General features: G+C 72.7%; 16 protein-coding genes. 8 read left to right on the top strand and 8 right to left on the bottom strand.

Going from position 1 to position 18078, the window contains the following annotated elements; translation table 11 throughout:
* Positions 1-6 precede the first annotated feature (6 nt).
* The gene (locus ACIBAF_RS12860) at positions 7-1812 is read right to left on the bottom strand and encodes a 3-hydroxyacyl-CoA dehydrogenase family protein (protein ID WP_399463218.1); all 1806 of its coding nucleotides are present in this window, start codon (positions 1810-1812) and stop codon (positions 7-9) included.
* A gap of 388 nt (positions 1813-2200) precedes the next feature.
* Here ACIBAF_RS12860 and ACIBAF_RS12855 point away from each other — a divergent pair, with 388 nt between their 5' ends.
* Positions 2201-2776 (top strand): adenylosuccinate lyase, encoded by a 576-nt coding sequence (locus ACIBAF_RS12855; protein WP_399463217.1) that lies wholly within the window; start codon positions 2201-2203, stop codon positions 2774-2776.
* Positions 2777-2806: 30 nt separating this feature from the next.
* On the opposite strand, the gene ACIBAF_RS12850 is transcribed toward ACIBAF_RS12855, so the two are convergent.
* Positions 2807-3334, bottom strand: a complete 528-nt coding sequence (locus tag ACIBAF_RS12850) for a GNAT family N-acetyltransferase (RefSeq protein ID WP_399463216.1) — start codon at positions 3332-3334, stop codon at positions 2807-2809.
* Entirely contained in the window at positions 3331-3759 is a 429-nt protein-coding gene (locus tag ACIBAF_RS12845; RefSeq protein ID WP_399463215.1) for a RidA family protein, read from the bottom strand. Before ACIBAF_RS12845 ends, ACIBAF_RS12850 begins: the two co-directional genes overlap by 4 nt.
* Before the next feature lie 140 nt (positions 3760-3899).
* Between ACIBAF_RS12845 and ACIBAF_RS12840 the strand changes: the two genes are divergently transcribed.
* A complete protein-coding gene (locus tag ACIBAF_RS12840) occupies positions 3900-5027 on the top strand; it encodes a tryptophan dimethylallyltransferase family protein (RefSeq protein WP_399463214.1) in 1128 nt (375 codons plus the stop codon).
* A gap of 91 nt (positions 5028-5118) precedes the next feature.
* On the opposite strand, the gene ACIBAF_RS12835 is transcribed toward ACIBAF_RS12840, so the two are convergent.
* Both ACIBAF_RS12835 and ACIBAF_RS12830 read right to left on the bottom strand, forming a co-directional pair.
* Positions 5119-6693, bottom strand: coding sequence for an alpha/beta hydrolase (locus ACIBAF_RS12835; protein ID WP_399463213.1), 1575 nt, complete (start codon positions 6691-6693; stop codon positions 5119-5121).
* A gap of 143 nt (positions 6694-6836) precedes the next feature.
* Positions 6837-7889 (bottom strand): Rv2578c family radical SAM protein, encoded by a 1053-nt coding sequence (locus ACIBAF_RS12830; protein WP_399463212.1) that lies wholly within the window; start codon positions 7887-7889, stop codon positions 6837-6839.
* Positions 7890-8088: 199 nt separating this feature from the next.
* Here ACIBAF_RS12830 and ACIBAF_RS12825 point away from each other — a divergent pair, with 199 nt between their 5' ends.
* From ACIBAF_RS12825 to ACIBAF_RS12805, 5 genes are all read left to right on the top strand, one after another.
* Positions 8089-8532, top strand: coding sequence for an SRPBCC family protein (locus ACIBAF_RS12825; RefSeq protein ID WP_399463211.1), 444 nt, complete (start codon positions 8089-8091; stop codon positions 8530-8532).
* Positions 8533-8685: 153 nt separating this feature from the next.
* Complete coding sequence (locus tag ACIBAF_RS12820) at positions 8686-11079, top strand: MFS transporter (protein ID WP_399463210.1); 2394 nt, start codon at positions 8686-8688, stop codon at positions 11077-11079.
* 151 nt (positions 11080-11230) lie between these two features.
* Positions 11231-13771, top strand: coding sequence for a SpoIIE family protein phosphatase (locus ACIBAF_RS12815; protein WP_399463209.1), 2541 nt, complete (start codon positions 11231-11233; stop codon positions 13769-13771).
* 159 nt (positions 13772-13930) lie between these two features.
* Positions 13931-14656 (top strand): class I SAM-dependent methyltransferase, encoded by a 726-nt coding sequence (locus ACIBAF_RS12810; RefSeq protein ID WP_399463208.1) that lies wholly within the window; start codon positions 13931-13933, stop codon positions 14654-14656.
* A gap of 105 nt (positions 14657-14761) precedes the next feature.
* Positions 14762-15103, top strand: coding sequence for a DoxX family protein (locus tag ACIBAF_RS12805; protein WP_399463207.1), 342 nt, complete (start codon positions 14762-14764; stop codon positions 15101-15103).
* 47 nt (positions 15104-15150) lie between these two features.
* Here ACIBAF_RS12805 and ACIBAF_RS12800 read toward each other — a convergent pair whose 3' ends face one another.
* Together ACIBAF_RS12800 and ACIBAF_RS12795 are read right to left on the bottom strand one after the other, a co-directional pair.
* Positions 15151-16092 (bottom strand): sigma-70 family RNA polymerase sigma factor, encoded by a 942-nt coding sequence (locus ACIBAF_RS12800; RefSeq protein WP_399463206.1) that lies wholly within the window; start codon positions 16090-16092, stop codon positions 15151-15153.
* Positions 16093-16140: 48 nt separating this feature from the next.
* Entirely contained in the window at positions 16141-16770 is a 630-nt protein-coding gene (locus ACIBAF_RS12795) for a rhodanese-like domain-containing protein (RefSeq protein ID WP_399463205.1), read from the bottom strand.
* Between the two features lie 101 nt (positions 16771-16871).
* Between ACIBAF_RS12795 and ACIBAF_RS12790 the strand changes: the two genes are divergently transcribed.
* Positions 16872-17150, top strand: coding sequence for a metal-sensitive transcriptional regulator (locus tag ACIBAF_RS12790; protein ID WP_189712054.1), 279 nt, complete (start codon positions 16872-16874; stop codon positions 17148-17150).
* 15 nt (positions 17151-17165) lie between these two features.
* On the opposite strand, the gene ACIBAF_RS12785 is transcribed toward ACIBAF_RS12790, so the two are convergent.
* Positions 17166-17909, bottom strand: coding sequence for a sulfite exporter TauE/SafE family protein (locus tag ACIBAF_RS12785; protein ID WP_399463204.1), 744 nt, complete (start codon positions 17907-17909; stop codon positions 17166-17168).
* Between the last annotated feature and the right edge of the window lie 169 nt (positions 17910-18078).

Genomic DNA, 18078 nt, shown 5'->3' with positions numbered 1-18078 from the left:
ACGCCGTCAGCGGCGGGCATATTCGCGGAAGCCGCGGCCGGTCTTGCGGCCGAGGCAGCCCGCGGCCACCAGGTGCTCCAGGAGCGGCGCGGGCGCCAGGCCCGGGTCGCGGAACGCGCGGTGCAGGACCTTCTCGATGGCGAGGGAGACGTCGAGCCCGACGACGTCCAGCAGCTCGAAGGGGCCCATCGGGTAGCCGCCGCCCAGCTTCATCGCGGCGTCGATGTCGTCGAGGGACGCATAGTGCTCCTGCACCATCTTGATCGCGTTGTTGAGGTACGGGAAGAGCAGCGCGTTCACGATGAAGCCGGCCCGGTCGCCGCAGTCGACGGCGTGCTTCTTGATGTTCACGCACACCTCGCGGACCGTCGCGTGGACGTCCTCGGCGGTCAGCACCGTGCGCACGACTTCGACCAGCTTCATGGCCGGCGCCGGGTTGAAGAAGTGCATGCCGATCACGTCCTGCGGGCGCGAGGTGGCGCGGGCGCAGGCGACGACCGGCAGCGAGGAGGTCGTCGTGGCGAGGACCGCGCCGGGCTTGCAGACCTTGTCCAGCGTCGCGAAGAGCTGCTGCTTGACCGCGAGGTCCTCGGCGACCGCCTCGACGGCCAGGTCGACGTCGGCGAAGGCGTCGTAGGAGCCGGCGGCGGTGATCCGGTCCAGGGTCCGCGCGGCGGCCTCGGCGGTCAGCCGCCCCTTGTCGACGGATCGGGCAAGAGACTTGCCGATCCGGGCCTTGGCGGTCTGCGCCTTCTCCTCGCTGCGGGCGGCGAGGACGACGTCGTAACCGGCCTTGGCGAAGACCTCGGCGATGCCGGAGGCCATGGTGCCGGAGCCCGCGACGCCGACCGAGCGCACCGGACGGCCGGCGCCCGCGGCCCCGCCGGTCAGGGGTGTCAGCGCGTCCGGGACGACCGTCGCGCTGCCGGGGGCGTCGTAGGTGTAGAAGCCGCGGCCCGACTTCCGGCCGGTCAGGCCCGCCTCGCTGAGCTGCCCCAGGATCGGCGCGGGGGCGTGCAGCCGGTCGTGGGACTCGGCGTACATGGCCTCCAGGACCGTACGGGCCGTGTCGACGCCGATCAGGTCGAGCAGCGCGAGCGGGCCCATCGGCAGTCCGCAGCCCAGCCGCATCGCCGCGTCGATGTCCTCGCGGGAGGCGTACCGGGCCTCGTACATCGCGGCCGCCTGGTTGAGGTAGCCGAACAGCAGGCCGTCGGCGACGAACCCGGGCCGGTCGCCCACCGCGACGGGCTCCTTGCCGAGGTCCAGGGCGAGGTGGGTGACGGCGGCGACGGCGGTGGGCGCGGTCAGCACCGAGGAGACGACCTCGACCAGCTTCATCGCCGGCGCCGGGTTGAAGAAGTGCAGGCCCAGCACCCGCTCCGGGCGGGCGGAGTCGGCGGCGAGGCGGGTGACGGACAGCGCGTTGGTGCCGGTGGCGAGGATGGTCTCGGGACGCACGATCCCGTCCAGCTCGCGGAAGATCTGCTGCTTGATCTCGTACGACTCCGGCGCCACCTCGATGACCAGGTCGGCGTCGGCCGCCGCGCTCAGGTCGGTGGAGGTGCGGACGCGGGCCAGGACGGAGTCGCGCTCCTGCTCGGTGAGCCGGCCGCGCTGCACGGCTCGGTCGGTGGAGGCCTCCAGCGCGGCGAGGGACCGCGCGGTCTGCGCCTCGCTGATGTCGATGCCGATCACCTCGCGGCCGGCCTTGGCCAGGACCTCGGTGATGCCGGTGCCCATGGTGCCGAGGCCGATGACGGCGATCGTCTGGAGCGGGGACAGAGGGGTGTCGGACAGGGGAGCGGCCATCGCGGGACTCCAGGAATGAGTGACGACTGGGAACGCGCCCGGGTACGCCGAGGGGGCCTTGGCGAGGCCCGGGCGCACCGGGTGCGGAAAGCGAGGAGTTGCGGGTGGTGCCGGGCTGCGAGCGCACACGCCCGGTGCCGTCGCCGTGGGCGTGCACACGCCCGGAGACGAACGGGAGATCCGAACCGGCCCTGTCCCGTGGCCGGGTCGTACAGCGGTACGAGGTACCGAACCGACTTCTCGCGGCGACTGCGTCACCAGGCCACCGCGAGGAGGTGAAGCGAAAGGGTGATTCGCTCGTATGAGCTTAACCGGTGGGTAACGAGCGCGCCAGCCCTCGTGGCTGTGATGTAACTCCCTGAGCGGGCCGAGCCTCTAGGCTCGCGTCATGGACGAAGAGTTGCGAACGCTCACGGAGCGTTTACGGCGGGAGTCGGGTGGCGCTGCGCCGTACGAGCGGCTGACGACCACGGGCGATCACGACGAACTGGCCGGCGTGCTCATCGAGTCGGGGCAGCCGTTGTGGGCCCGGGAGCTGGCCGCGTTCCGGCTGGGGCTCGCCGGGGACCGGCGCGCCTTCGAGGCGCTCGTCCTGCTGCTCAACCACCGGGACCCGCCGCGCTGCGCCGCCGCCGCCCATGCGCTGGCCCGCCTCGGCGACCCCCGCACCGCGCGCGCCGCGGCCGCCCTGGCCACCAACGAACTGCGCGTCGCCTACGCCCTGCACCCCGTCCGGCTGCTGGTGGAGCTGCGGGCGCCCGAGTCCGTGCCCGCGCTGATCACGACGCTCCGCAGGCGGCTGCGGCCGCACGACCCCTACCGGCGGGTGGCCCTGGCGTGCGTGGAGGGGCTCGGCGCGCTGGGGGACGGCCGGGCCCGGCCGGTGCTGAACGACGCCCTCGCCCACCCGGTGCTCGCGGAGGCGGCCGTGCACGCGCTGGCGCGGATCCCCCGGCAGCGGTGAGGAGCGGCAGGCCGGCAGCCGTCGGACCGGTCAGACCGGGAGGGGGCTGAGATACCGCACCTCGGGCACGGCGACGCCCGCCACCTCGAAGGGCTCCTCGGCGCCGTCCGCATGGAACCCGGCCCGCTCGTAGAAGTGACGGGCCGGGGCGTTGTCCCTGAGGACCCAGAGGTACATGCGGGGGTGGCCGAGGGCGCCGGCCTGCCGGACCGACTCCTCCAGCAGGGCACGTCCGACGCCCGTGCCGATGTGCCCGGTGTCGACGTAGAGCGCGTACAACTCGGCGTCGGCGGTGCGGACTTCACCGTCCCGGTAGGCGCCGTGGGCCGCCCAGCCGACCACCTTTCCGCCCTGCTCCGCGACCAGGTTCACCACGTCGCCGGCCCCGCGCCCGAAGTGCGCCCGGCGGCGCTCGGCGTCTTCGCCGACGCTCAGCGCGTCCAGGTAGGACTGCGGCATCAGGCCCCGGTAGGCGGTCTGCCAGCCGCGGACGCGGATCTCGGAGACCCGGTCGACGTCGGCGAGCGCCATGTTCCGTACGGCGACCGGGGCGGTCATTCGCCCACCAGTGCTGGGGGTGCCCCCACGCCATTGGGCAGTGGGGGAGCCTCGACCTCCATCAGGAACTCGGGTCGGACCAGCGCGGCGACCTGCACGGCCGAGGCGGCCGGGAGGCGGTCGTCGGCCAGATACGCGGCCCGGGCCGTGCGGATCGCGGGCATGTGGGCCATGTCCGTGACGAAGTAGGTGAGTTTGACCACGTCGTCGAAGCCGGCGCCGGCCGCGGTGAGGCAGCGCCGCAGGTTCTCGAAGACCTGGCGGGCCTGGGCCTCCGGATCGCCCTCGCCGACCAGTCGGCGGTGTTCGTCAAGCGGGAGCTGACCGGCGACGGCCGCGAAACGGCCCGTGCCCGTCACGACGTGGGCGTACTGGTCCGCGGCGGCGACTCCGTCGGGGGCGGGAATCCTGGTCGGTTCACTCATGCGTCCATGGTGAACCACGCGTGTCATTGCTTGTCGCTAATTAGTTCGAGATTCGAATATCTTCCCGATGGGAAGATCGCATTCCGCCGAAGTGAGCGCGGACGAGGCCGGGTTGGCCCGGCTGTGGAGGGTGATGGAGAGTGAGCGGTGCACGACTTCCCGATGAGATACCCGGCCTGGACACGCGTCAGGACGCGACGAAGACGTTCGGACAGTACCTGGAAGAGAAGTGGACAGCGGTCTGCCGTGGCCTGGGAGTGGACCAGTGGGAGACGGAGGCCGTGCTGCAGGACCTGCGGGAAGTGATCCACCCGTGGGGCGCACGGCCCGTCGGGACACGGTGCGATCCACCCTCGTTCGTCTCCGCCGACGGCTTCCCCGCCGAACTCTCCGTCAGCTGGAAGGGCGGCCGGCCCGAGGTCCGCATCCTCTTCGAGTCGCTCGGCTCCGACGGCACCCCGCTCGGCTGCCAGGAAGCCGGCCGGGAGCTGACGCGTCGACTCGCGGGAAGCCCCGGGACGGACATCGCGCGGTACCTGAGCATCGAGGACCTGTTCATCACCCCCGCCCCCGATCGCTACCGGGCCACCCTCTGGCACTCGTTGGCCTGGCGGCCGGGCAAGCGGCCCCACTACAAGGTCTACCTCAACCCGCAGGTGCACGGCCTGGACGGCGCGTACGACGTCATGGCGGAGGCCATGCACCGGCTGGGCCTGGCGGACGCCTGGCAACCGGTGGCGCGCCGCGGCGAGGAACTCGCCCGGCGCGGGCACGAGTTGGAGCTGATGGCCCTCGACCTGGACGGCGGAGACACCTCCCGGGTGAAGGTCTACTACCGGCATCTCCCCATGCCCATGGGTGAGCTGGACACGGTCGCGGCGATGGCGCACCGCTACGAGCAAGCCCGGGCGGCCCGCGCGCGAAGCGTCATCTACGGGCGGGTCGGCGGCACCGTGAGCAACGAGCCGATGACCTGTCTGGCGTTCCGGGAGGGCACGCCCGGACCCGAGGAGGCCAACGTCTATCTGCGGCTGCCGGACAACACCCGTTCCGACGCGGAGGCGGCCGAGCGCATCGCCCGGCTCATGGAAGTGGAGGGCGTCGACCCGCGTCCGCACGCCGAGATCCTGCGACAGCTGACGGCGGGACTGCGCCAGGACGCCGGGGGACTGCAGGAACTGTGCAGCTACCGGACGATCTCACCGGAACTCCCCGCGGACATAGGCGTGTACCTGCGGTTCCCCACGTATGCCGACCCCGTGCTCTGACCACGAAGCCATGACCCGGGGCAGCGTGAAGGCTCCGCTCGGCCGATGACGACCTCGCGGAGCCCCCTCACCGCCTCAACGCAGCCGCGCGTCAGCCACGGAATCCCAGCAGCCCGTGCAGCGCGGCGCCGCGGGCCGTGTGCGGCGCGACCTTCGCGCCCAGCGGCTTCGGGTCGGGCTGCGCCTTGCACACCGCGTCGACCTCGCCCGTCCCGCGCGGCACGGCGCCGTCGCTCAGGTAGCTCGCCAGGTGCTTGTCCAGGCAGGTGTTCCCGCTCAGCGTGACGCCGTGGTTCTGGCCGCCCTCCTCGACGACCAGGCTGGAGTCGCGCAGCAGCGCGTGGACCGTGGCGCCGCCTTCGTACGGGGTGGCCGCGTCGTTCGTCGCCTGGAACAGCAGGACCGGCGGCAGGTCGTCGTTCACGAGGTTCAGCGGCCCCAGGGGCTCGGCCGGCCAGAACGCGCACGGCGCGTTGTACCAGGCGTTGTTCCAGGTCATGAACGGCGCCTTCGCGTACGCCGTCCAGTTGTCCGTGCGCCATTGGTTCCAGTCGTGCGGCCAGGAGGCGTCCCGGCACTGCACGGAGGTGTAGATGCTGTAGCCGTTCTCCCCCGCGGCGTCGACGGCGGCGAAGTTCTCGTACGCCTCGACCAGCGGGTCGTCGTCCTTGTCGTTCACGTAGGCGGCGAACGCCTCGGCGAGGTGGGGCCAGTAGCCGTTGTAGTAGCCGCCGGGCATGAAGGCGTCCTCCAGCTCCGAGGCGCCCACCTTGCCGCCGGCCGGCTTCCTGGCCAGGGTCGCCCGCATCGCGTACCACTTGGCCTCGACCTGGGCCGGGTCGGCGCCGAGCCGGTACGTCTTGTCGTACCTGGCGATCCAGGCCATCAGGGCGCGGTGGCGGTCATTGAAGGCCAGGTCCTGGACGAGGTTGTCCTCGTACCAGACCCCGGTGGGGTCGACGATCGAGTCCAGGACCAGGCGCCGCACCCGCTGCGGGAAGAGCTTGGCGTACACCGTGCCGAGGTAGGTGCCGTACGAGTAGCCGAAGTAGCTCAGCTGCCGCGTGCCGACGGCGGCCCGGATCGCGTCCATGTCGCGCACCGCGCTGAGGGTGTCGATGTACGGCAGGACGCTCGCGTACTTCCTGCCGCAGGCCGCGGCGAACGACCGGGCGCGCTTGAGGTTGGCCCGCTCGATCGCCGCGGTGCTCGGCACGGAGTCCGGGCGGACCGCCGCGAAGTGACCCGGCTTGCAGTTCAGCGCGGGGGTGCTCCTGCCGACCCCGCGCGGGTCGAAGCCGATGACGTCGTACTGGGCCGACACCGCCTTCGGCAGCGCCGAGGCGACGAATCCGGCGAGGCTCAGCCCCCGGCCGCCGGGGCCGCCGGGGTTGACCAGCAGCGGTCCCTGGTATGCCTTCGCGGTGTGTTGGACGCGGGACAGCGCCAGCGTGATCTGCTTCCCGCCGGGCTGCTCGTGGTCGAGCGGCACCTTCAGGGACGCGCACTGCAGACGCGGTTGGCCGGTGGTGGCGCAGCTCTTCCAGGAGAGCTTCGCCGCGCGGGCGGGCGCGGGGTGCGACGGGCTCGCTCCGGCGGGCACGGCCGTGACCGTCCCGGCCACGACGGCGGCGGCAGCGCACAGCACGGCTGCGCGTTTGTTCATGAGTGCTCCCGGGACGCAAGGGACGGCGGCGGACGGACCGCGCAGGTCACGGCCCTCGCCGCATCGTCCCGAAAAGATCGTCCGGAAGAACCTGTTCTGGCGTTACTTGACCCGTTCGGGTTGCCGGATGCGCTCGAACGCGCTCAGATCAGCGTGAGTTGGACCGGCCCGGACCCGGTGGGCTCCTCGACGGGGTCGGTGGGGTCGGGCTGCGGGATCCGGCGGGGCATCCCCGCGCGCGTGGGGCCGATGCCGTACTCCTCGGCCAGCTCGTGGACCTGACGGGTGATCCGGCGCTGGTACCACTTCGGGGCGTACGCGCCGTCCGCGTACAGCCGCTCGTACCGGCGCACCAGGTGCGGGTGGTGCTGCCCGAGCCAGGTCATGAACCACTCGCGGGCGCCGGGGCGCAGATGCAGCGCCAGCGGGGTGACGGAGGTGGCCCCGGCGGCCGCGATCGCCCGCACGGTGGCGCGCAGCTGGGCCGGCTCGTCGCCGAGGAACGGGATCACCGGCGCCATCAGCACCCCGCAGCCGATGCCGTGGTCGGTGAGGGTCCGCACGACGTCCAGGCGCCGCTGCGGGGCCGGGGTGCCCGGCTCGACGGTGCGCCAGAGCTCGGTGTCGGTGAAGCCGACGGAGACCGAGACGCCGACCTCGGTCACCTCGGCGGCCTGCCGCAGCAGGTCGAGGTCGCGCAGGATCAGCGTGCCCTTCGTCAGGATCGAGAAGGGGTTCGCCCGGTCGCGCAGGGCGGACAGGATGCCCGGCATCAGCCGGTAGCGGCCCTCCGCGCGCTGATAGCAGTCGACGTTGGTGCCCATCGCGACGTGCTCCCCCTGCCAGCGGGGCGAGGCCAGCTGGCGGCGCAGCAGCTCCGGCGCGTTCACCTTGACGACGATCTGGGTGTCGAAGCCGACGCCGGTGTCGAGGTCGAGATAGCTGTGCGTCTTGCGGGCGAAACAGTAGACGCACGCGTGCGTGCACCCTCGGTAGGGGTTCACGGTCCATTCGAACGGCATCCGGGAGGCGCCCGGCACCCGGTTGAGGATCGAGCGGGCCCTGATCTCGTGGAACGTGATGCCGGCGAACTCGGGCGTGTCGAACGTCCTGGTCGTGACCGTGTCCGCGCCGAACAGCGCGGCGTCCGCCGCCCGGTCGTGGCGGGTCTGAACGGTGAGGTTGTCCCAGCGCATGACGCCTCCTCGGTAGCTCTGCCCACACAATAGAACATGTGTTCCCATGATCGTGCGACGGACCTTCGGCAGTCCTTTTCGATCGCCCGGCGATCGCTTCCGCGACCCCGATTTGGGCGGCTGCGGACCGGGGTGGTTGGCTTGCCCCGCACCTGAGCAAGCTGAGCAACCCTGAGCAACAAGGACCTGGAGGAACCCCATGGCGCAGGTCGAGGCCACCACCGAGCGGGTCGTCGCTGCGGACCCGGAGAAGGTGTTCGACACCATCGCCGACTACAGCGGCACGCGCGCGAAGCTGCTGCCCGAGCACTTCAGCGAGTACGAGGTGCGCGAGGGCGGCGACGGCGAGGGCACCCTCGTCCACTGGAAGCTCCAGGCCACCAGCAAGCGCGTCCGCGACTGCCTCCTGGAGGTCGCCGAGCCGACCGACGGCGAACTCGTCGAGAAGGACCGCAACTCCTCGATGGTCACCGTCTGGCGCGTCACCCCCGCCGGCGAGGGCGCCTCCCGGGTCGTCGTCACCACCACCTGGGACGGCGCCGGCGGCATCGGCGGCTTCTTCGAGAGGACCTTCGCGCCCAAGGGTCTCGGCCGGATCTACGACATGATCCTCGCCAACCTCGCCACCGAGGTCGAGAAGTAGATCAACACCCGTGCGCTCCCTGCGCGTTGATCCCCTTCACCGGTTCGAGTGGATCTCCCTTGTGACCGGGATGGCGCCGTAACTCGTCGCGCTTGCTCGTGGTTGTCGCTTTACGCGGCAATTGTGTGGCAGGTGCGACGAGGGGAGCGGGACATGGGCGGGACCACTCTGGTGCAGGACGAGCCGGTCACGGCACGTCCCGCGGAAGCGGAGGACCCGCCGGGGGCGCCGACTGCCGGGAGCGGACCGGGCGGGCGCGGGGTGCGGCTGGTCTTCTTCGCCCTCATGCTCGCGCTGCTGCTCGCGGCGCTGGAGCAGATGATCGTCGCCACCGCGCTGCCGAAGATCGTCGGCGAACTGCACGGCCTGGACCGGATGTCCTGGGCCATCACCGCCTATCTGCTCACCGCCACCGTCGGACTGCCCGTCTACGGCAAGCTCGGCGACCTCCTCGGCCGCAAGGGCGTCTTCCAGTTCGCGATCGTCGTCTTCGTCCTCGGCTCCGCGCTCGCCGGGCGGGCGCAGACCATGGACCAGCTGATCGCCTTCCGGGCCGTCCAGGGCGTCGGCGCGGGCGGGCTCATGATCGGCGTGCAGGCGATCATCGCGGACATCGTGCCGCCCCGGCAGCGCGGCCGGTTCATGGGCCTCATCGGCGCCGCGTTCGGCCTCGCCTCGGTCGCCGGACCGCTGCTCGGCGGCTACTTCACCGACCACCTCTCCTGGCGCTGGTGCTTCTACGTCAACGTCCCCTTCGGACTCCTCACCCTCGCCGTCGTCACCGTCGTGCTGAAGCTGCCGAAGCCGACCGCGGCCCCCCGACTCGACGTCCTCGGCGTCCTGCTGCTCGCCGTCGCCTCCACCTGCCTGGTGCTGCTGACCAGCTGGGGCGGCACCGAGTACGCCTGGGACTCGAGCGTCGTCGTCGGTCTCGGCGCGGGCGCGGCCGCCGCCACCGTCCTCTTCCTCGTCGTCGAGGGCATCGCCGCCGAACCCCTCATCCCCTTGCGGCTGTTCAGGGACTCCGTCTTCAACGTCACCGCACTGGTGGGCCTGGTGATCGGCGTCGCGCTGTTCGGCGCCGCGAGCTATCTGCCGACCTTCCTGCAGATGGTCGACGGGGCCTCCGCCACCGAGTCCGGGCTGCTCATGCTGCCCATGATGGGCGGCATCGTCGGCTCCTCCGTCCTGTCCGGGCAACTCATCACCCACACCGGCCGCTACAAGATCTATCCCGTCCTCGGCAGCGCCCTCGCCGCCCTCGGCATGTGGCTGCTGTCCCGGCTGGAGGCCGACACGCCCCGGCTGCAGTACAGCCTCTGGATGGCCGTCCTCGGCGCCGGCATCGGCCTGGTGATGCCCGTGCTCGTCCTCGCCGTGCAGAACTCCGTGCGCCCCACCGACCTGGGCACCGCCACCAGCGCCAACACCTACTTCCGGCAGATCGGCGGCAGCGTCGGCGCGGCGGTCTTCGGCACCCTCTTCGCGGACCGGCTCGCCGACGCGCTGCGCGAGGGCCTGCCCGCCCGTGCCGGCGCCGGCCTCCCGGACCCCGAGTCCCTCACCCCGCAGCTCGTGCACGCACTGCCCCCGGCGCTGCGCGACGCCTACATCCGGGCGTACGCCGACGCCATGCCGCGGATCTTCCTCTATCTCGTACCGGTGCTCGTCCTCGGGCTGCTCATCGCCTGCTTCCTCAAGGAGAAACCGCTGGTGTCCCACAACGCCGCCGAAACGGAGCTCGCGTCCGCGACCACGCCCGTCCTGCAGGCCCGTGCCCCGTACACCGCCGGAATCCCCGTCTGCGGCACGGTGCAGCACCCCGACGGGACGGTCGTGCCCCGCGCGGCGCTCACCCTCATCGATGTGACGGGCCGCCAGATCGGCCGGGGCGCGAGCGGCGAGGACGGACGGTACGCGCTGTCCACCCCCGGCTCCGGCGCGTACGTCCTGATCGCCGCCGCAGGCGGCCACCAGCCGCAGGCCGTCTCCGTCACCGTCGGCGAACGCCCCGTCGAACTGGACATCGTCCTCGGCGGCGCGGGCCGCCTCGCCGGGAACGTCGTGACGGCGGACGGCTCCCCGGTGCGGGAGGCCGCCGTCACCCTCACCAACGTCCACGGCGAGGTCGTCGCCAGCACCCGCAGCGGCCGCGAGGGCGGCTACGTCATCACCGAGCTCGTCGCCGGGGAGTACACCCTCGCCGCCAGCGCGCCCGCTTTCCGTCCGGCCGCCCTGCCGGTCAGCGTCCAGGCCTCCCGCGAGACCCGCCAGGACGTCGAACTCGCCGGCGGCGCCGTGCTGCGCGGCACGGTCCGGACCACCGGCGGGCGTCCCGTCGAGGACGCGCGCGTGACCCTCCTGGACGCGGCGGGCAACGTCGTGGACACCCTCACCACGGGCTCCGACGGCGTGTTCCGCTTCGTCGACCTGTCCGGTGGCGAGTACACCGTCATCGCCACCGGCTACCCGCCGGTGGCCACCGTCCTGCACCTGGCGGGCGGCGGCCGCACGGAACGCGACCTGCAGCTCGGCCACGCGGACTGACCGGCCCGCGCGGGCCCGGGACGTGCGGCGTACCCCGGCGCACCCCGGTGAAACCAATTCCATCATTGCCGCACATGCCGACGGACGTGCACCGTACGGTGGGGGCTGCGGGACAGATCTTGCGTAGCTCTGGGGAGAGAGGGCCTGGGCCATGGACCGTGGCACCGAGAGGGACGCACCTCCCAGCCGCGGAGCAGGGGGCGAGACGGCCGACGGCGTGGCCGACGCCGGGCGCGTCCCGCTGGCCGTGGTCGTGGTGGACCGCGAGGGCCTCGTCTCCCACTGGAGCACCGGCGCACGCCGGCTCTTCGGCGCCGTCAAGGAGGAGGCGATCGGCCGGCCTGCGATCGACCTGCTCCCCGTGTCCGGCGCGCTCCCCGACCCCGACGACGACCTTCCGGACGCCGGATACGGGGCAGCCGGGGGCTACGGGGACTACGCCGCCTACGACGGCCTCGGGCCCGGGTTGGACTCCTCCCTCGACCGGGGCCTCGGCTACCCGGCGGCCGGGCGGGCCCGGCTGACCGTCCCCGAGCGAAGCGATGCGGGGGTACCCCCGCCCGTAGGGCCGGGGAGGGACCGCGACGGCGACCGTGTCGATGTCCTGTGGTGGGCCTACCCCCTGGTCGGACCGGGAACGGAACGGCTGCTGGTACTGGCCGCGGACGCCGCGGCACTGCACAGGGCCGATCCGGCGGACCGGGCGGCCGTCGAACGCATCGCCCCCGGCTTCGCCCTGCACACCGACTTCCCCGGCGCCGAGGACCTCGCCCGCCGACTGCCCGAGATCCTGCCCAGCATGAGCGTCGGCGAAAGCGCCCGCATCGTCGCGCAGATCCTCGAACTCGGCTACCCCGTCCTGGAGTTCAGCCAGCACGACCGGGTGCCCGTGACTCCCGACTGGGGCGTGGCCCGGCGCGTCGAACGCAGGGTCCGCCGCGAGCGGGCCGTCCGCGCCGCCGCCGAAGGGACGCCCCTCCCGGAGGACCTGGTCGACGAGGGGGAGGACCTCGAGTACGTCGCCGTCCGCGAACGCCTGGAGTTCCTCAACGAGGTCAGCGGGAAGATCGGCACCTCCCTCGACCTGTCCCGCACCATCGTCGAGGTCAGCAGAGCCGTCGTCCCGCGCTTCACCGACGTCGCCGGCACCTATCTGCGCGAACAGGTCGTCGCCGGTGAGGGATTCCCCGACGGCGTGCCTGACACGACCACCATGTGGCACCGGGTCGCCCTGGAGCACACCGACGAGCCCGGCCGTTGGGACGACGTCGTGCCCGTCGGCGAGGCCATGCCGTTCCCCGCGCACACCCCGTTCTTCCAGTGCATGACCACCGGCGAACCCGTCCTCGTGCCGCGCATCAGCGAGCAGATGGGCCACGCCATCGCCTCGCAGTTCGAGAAACGCGACATCAGGCCGCTCATCACCGGCCGCTCCATGCTCGTCGTCCCGCTGAAGGCCCGTAACGTCGTCCTCGGCTTCATGATCCTGCTGCGCCACCCCGAGCGCGCCGTCTTCAACGACATGGACCGTGTCACCGGTGCCGAACTCGCCGCCCGTGCGGGCCTCGTGCTCGACAACGCGCGCATGTACACCTACCAGGAGAGCGTCGCCGAGACCCTCCAGGACAGCATGCTGCCGCACATCCCGCCCCGCATGGCGGGCTGCGACATCGCCACCCGCTATCTGCCGGGCACGCTGCTGGGGCGCGTCGGCGGCGACTGGTTCGACTCGGTGAAGCTGCCCGGCTCCCGCACCGCCCTCGTCGTCGGCGACGTCATGGGTCACGGTCTCAACTCGGCCGCCATGATGGGGCAGTTGCGCACGGCCGTGCAGACCATGGCCGCCCTCGACCTGCCGCCCGCCCAACTCCTGCGCAACCTCGACGACTTGGCGCAACGGCTGGGCGACACCTATCTCGCGACCTGCCTGTACGCGGTCTACGACCCGATCGAGAGCGAGCTGCACCTCGCCAACGCGGGCCACATCCCACCGGTGTTGGTGCGTGCCGTCGACGGCCGCAGCGAACTCCTCGACCTGCCCACCGGCGCGCCCATCGGCGTCGGCGGGGTGCCCTTCGAGGCGGTCCGCGTGCGCGTGGAGCCGGGCGACCGGCTGGTCATGTGCACCGACGGCCTGGTGGAGGTGCGCGGCGAGGACATCGGCGTGGGCCTGGCGACGCTCTGCGAGTCCGCCGCCCACCCGGCCGCCGCCATGGACGACGCCTGCGACACCATCATCCGCGCTCTCAACGTTCACGGCGGCCGCAAGGACGACGTGGCTCTGCTCATGACCCGGCTCAACGGCATCGAGCCGGACGACGTCGCGGAATGGCGGCTGCGCCTCGACCCGGCCGAGGTGAGCCGGGCCCGCGCGGTGGTCCGCGAGCAGCTCCACGACTGGGGGCTGGCGAAACTGGCCGGCGCGGCCGAGCTGATGGTGAGCGAACTCGTCACCAACGCCCTCGGTCACTCCCACCGGCAGCCCGTGGCCCTGCGACTCGTGCGCGGCGACACACTGCTGTGCGAGGTCGACGACGACGATCACGAACTGCCGACGCTGCTGAGCGCCGGGCCCGGCGACGAGTTCGGGCGGGGGCTGCGCGTGGTGAGCGCGCTGGCCCGTGAGTGGGGCGCCAGCCGTACGAGGGCCGGGAAGTCCGTCTGGTTCGAGCTGACGCTGCCGCGCCGCTGAACACCGGCCGCCCCGAGGACGGGGGCGCACGGCGGCGTACGGATGTCGAAGGCGGAGTGAAAAGAATGCGCTGCGCGCTTGTAGCGGAAACCCTGGAGCGATAAACCGTACTCGCCCGTCACTTACGGCGGATCGGCCTTGCATCCTGGGGAGTTGGGCATGAGCGTGGCGAGTCGGTACCGGGAGGCGTGGGAGGGTTTCTGGCGGGAGGCCCCGGACGAGCCGGGCGGGGTGTTCTGGGACGCGGATCCACGCGTGACCTCCGCCGTGCACCTCGCCTTCTTCGAGCCCCATATCGCCGACGCCGGGCTGGCGTTGGTGGACCTCGGCTGCGGCAACGGCACCCAGACCCGCTACTTCGCCGACCGCTTCCCGCACGTGGTCGGCGCCGATCTGGCCGACGCGGCCCTCGACCATGCCCGGCGCGCCGACCCCGCAGGAGTGGCGACGTACCGGCTGCTGGACGCTGCCGAGAAGGGCGCGGCCGACAGCCTGCACGCCGAACTCGGGGACGCCAACGTCTACCTGCGGGGCGTCCTGCACCAGTGCGAGCCCGCCGACCGGCAGCCGTTGGTGGAGGGGATCGCCGCGCTGCTGGGGGAGCGCGGCCGGGCGTTCCTCGTCGAACTGTCGGAGGCCGCCCGTCCCGTCCTCGGCTCGCTGGCGCAGGGCCCGGACGGTCCGCCGCCGAAGCTCGCGCCGATCTTCCGGCACGGCATCGCCCCCGGCGAGGTCGCCGACGACGCGGTGCCCGAGTATCTGCGCGCGGCCGGGCTCACGGTGCTGGCCTCCGGTGAACTTCCGCTCGTCACCACCGAGTTCACGTCGGACGGCACCCGCATCGAGCTGCCGTCGAAGTGGTTCGTGGCGGCCCGGGTCATGTGACCGCCCTCACATCGAAAGCGGCTCCTGTGGCGGTCACACATGCGCGCCGCGCCGTGTCAGGGGGGTGAAGGAACGCACGGAAACCCCCGCTGAGGAGCTGCTGACATGTCCACTGCCTACGTTGTCGTCACCGTCGTCGGAGCCGTCATGGCGGGCTTCTCGGCCGCCTCGGTCTTCCTGCACGCCGAGTGGACGGTGAAGCCGCTGGCCGACTACGGAGTGCCGCGCGCGTGGTGGCCGTTCCTCGGCGCGGCCAAGGCCGCCGGTGCGGCCGGGCTGCTGGCGGGGCTGTTCGTGCCCGTGGTCGGCGTGCTCGCCGCGGCCGGTCTGGTGCTGTACTTCCTCGGGGCCGTCGTCACCGTGCTGCGGGCCCGCTGGTTCTCGCACGCGCTGTTCCCGCTGGTCTACGCGGCGCCGGCAGTGGCCTCGCTGGTGCTGGCGTTCTGACGAACGGGCGGGGGCGACCGGGAACCCCGGTCGCCCCCGCCGTTGTGTCAGTCGTCGAACCCGACGGCTTCGAGCACCGCCACCTCGATGCCGTCCAGCCGCTCCCGGTCCGCCACGACGTCGATCCCGGTGATCCCGCTCTCCGTGATCGTGAACATCAGGACCAGCCGCAGCCTGCCCTGCGGCGCCATCGCGAGGCCGACCCGGCCGTCGAGCAGGGCGAGGCCGGTGAACCGGGCGCGGCCGGTCGCCGCCATCGCGCCCTCGGCCACGGGACGGGCCCCGCCGACCGTGACGGGCTCGGGCGTCGGGACGACGAAGCGGTCGGCGGTGAGGACCACGTCCGGGTGCAGCAGGGCGAGCAGCGCCTCGAAGTCGCCGCCGCGCGTGGCGGCCAGGAACGCCTCGACGACCTCGCGCTGCCGGCCCCGGTCGACGGCAGACACGGCAGCGGGAAGGGCGGGAACCGCAGCGGGCGCATCCGCGGGCGCGGAGCCCCGGACGCGTCGGCGGGCCCGGCTGGCCAGTTGCCGCGTGGCGGCCGGGGTGCGCTCGATCATCGGGGCGATGTCGTCGAACGGCACGGAGAACAGGTCGTGCAGCACGAACGCGAGCCGCTCGGCCGGGGCCAGGGTGTCCAGGACGACGAGGAGCGCGACCCCGACCGAGTCGGCGAGGAGCGCCTCCTCCTCGGGATCGCCGCCCTCACCTGGGCCGACGGCGGGCTCGCTCACCCGGTCGTCGAGCGGGACCTCCGGCCGAGTTCGTCGGGAGCGCAGCATGTTCAGACACACCCGGCCCACCACCGTGGTCAGCCACCCGCTGAGGTTGTCCACCCCGCCGACGTCCGCCCGGGCCGCCCTGAGCCAGGTCTCCTGCACGGCGTCCTCCGCCTCGCCGAGCGAGCCCAGCATGCGGTAGGCGACGGCGCGCAGATGAGGCCGGTCGGCCTCGAAGCGCTCCGGTGGCAGCGTCGTGTGCGTGGTCATGAGCGGATCCCCGTTCGTGTCACAGCGGTGCAGGCTTGTGTGGGGAGATCACAACACGGGGGCGGCCAGCCGCACCAACGTCTCCTCGAAGGAAGGGGCGTCCTTGGGCGGCCGGTTGTGCGGAAGCCGGGCCAGCAGGGCGGCCATGCCGCAGGTGTCGGTCACCGCCGAGAAGACCAGGCCCGCGCCGATCAGCCCGGACAGCCGGTGGGCGCGCGGCCGGGCCAGTCCCGCGGCGAAACCGGCGACCACCAGAGAGCCGGCGGCGAGCCGGACCTGGCGGTCCATCGGCCAGGGAGTGCGGGCCCCCGCGGGACGCTCGACCGGGTGGCCGGCCGCCGCCCAGCCGCCGGTGCCGCCCTCCAGTGTGGCCGCCTCGACGCCGAGGGCCGCGAGCTGCGCGCAGCCCTTCGCGGACCGGTTGCCGGAGACGCACACGAGCAGCAGCGGCCCGCGCGCGGCGGCCGCCCGCAGGGCGCGCGCGGCTTCGCCGAGCCGGTCCAGGGGGACGTTGTGGGCGCCGGGCAGCCGGCCCCCGGCGTACTCGCCGGGCGTGCGCACGTCGACGACCGTGAACTCGTCGAACCGGGCCGCGGCCTGGGCGACGGTCAGGCCGGTGGGGGCGGACGCGGGGGTGGACGCAGGGGTGGTCGTACGGTCGATCGTGGGGTCGGTCACGGAACAGAACCTTTCGGTGGGGTGTTGTCCCCCACGGGTAGGATACCCGTGGGGGTATATGGGTCCGTCTGGACGTGTATGCGGGTCATGGAGGAGGAAATGTGCAACTCGACATGTCGGCCGAGGAACTGAAGTCGGCGCTCAACCGGCTGCGGCGCGCCCAGGGGCAGCTCGCGGGGGTGATCCGGATGATCGAGGAGGGCCGTGACTGCGAGGACGTGGTCACCCAGCTCGCCGCCGTCTCCCGGGCCCTGGACCGGGCCGGCTTCGCGATCATCGCGACCGGGCTGGAGCAGTGCATGACCAGCGAGGACCCGGAGATCCGGGACTCCGCGCAGATGCGGGCCCGTCTGGAGAAGCTCTTCCTGTCGCTCGCCTGAGCGCGTGGGATCCGTTCACCGGACGGCGCTCACGCCCATGCCCACCGCCACGGCCAGCAGCACGCCGCCGAAGACGCGTTGCAGGGTCGCGGGGGAGACCTTCGCGGCCAGCCGTCTGCCGTCCCAGGCCCCGAGGACGGCGGTCGCGAGAAACGGCATGATCAGCGTCCAGTCCAGGTGGACGGCCGTGAACGCCCGGGCCGTGAGGGCCGCCAGCGCGTTGGCGGCGACGACCAGCAGACTCGTGCCCACCGCCGCGCTCATCGGCACGGCCAGCACGCCCACCAGCGCGGGCACGGCGAGAAACCCGCCGCCGACCCCGAGGAACCCGGTCACCGCGCCCAGCCCGGCCCCGGCGCCCGCCGCACGGGCCGCCGACGCCCGCCCTTCCGCGCGCGGGGCGCGGTGACGCAGCATGCGGACGGCGGCCAGGGCGGCCAGCGCCGCGAACATCAGCGTCAGCAGCGGTTCGGGGATCCGTGCGGACAGCGCGCCCGCCGCCGCGGCGGGCGGCAGACCGGCCGCCGCGAACAGCAGCCCCGCCCGCCAGCGCACCGCCCCGGCCCGCGCGTGGGCGAGCAGCGCGGTGACCGCCGTGGCGATGACGATGACCAGGCCCGCGGTGGTCGCCGCGGCCGGACTGAACCCGAGCAGGTAGATCAGCGCGGGGACGGTCAGGATGCTGCCGCCCGCCCCCAACGCGCCCAACGCCAGACCGACCAGCCCCCCGGCAAGCAGCGCCAGGACGAACACGCTCATATACCGGGCGCGACGGGGCGGGGGCTGCCGAGGCCCGGGGTGCCGTGGTCGGTGGTGGCGTGGGCCGGGGTGTCGAGGCCCGGGGTGCCGTGGTCGGTGGTGGCGTGGGCCGGGGTGTCGAGGCCCGGGGTGCCGTGGTCGGTGGTGGCGTGGGCCGGGGTGTCGAGGG

The organism is Streptomyces sp. NPDC051677, from assembly GCF_044453465.1.
Classification (GTDB): domain Bacteria; phylum Actinomycetota; class Actinomycetes; order Streptomycetales; family Streptomycetaceae; genus Streptomyces.
Note: the sequence above shows the minus strand (reverse complement) of the source record. Positions and strands in the feature narration are given on the sequence as shown.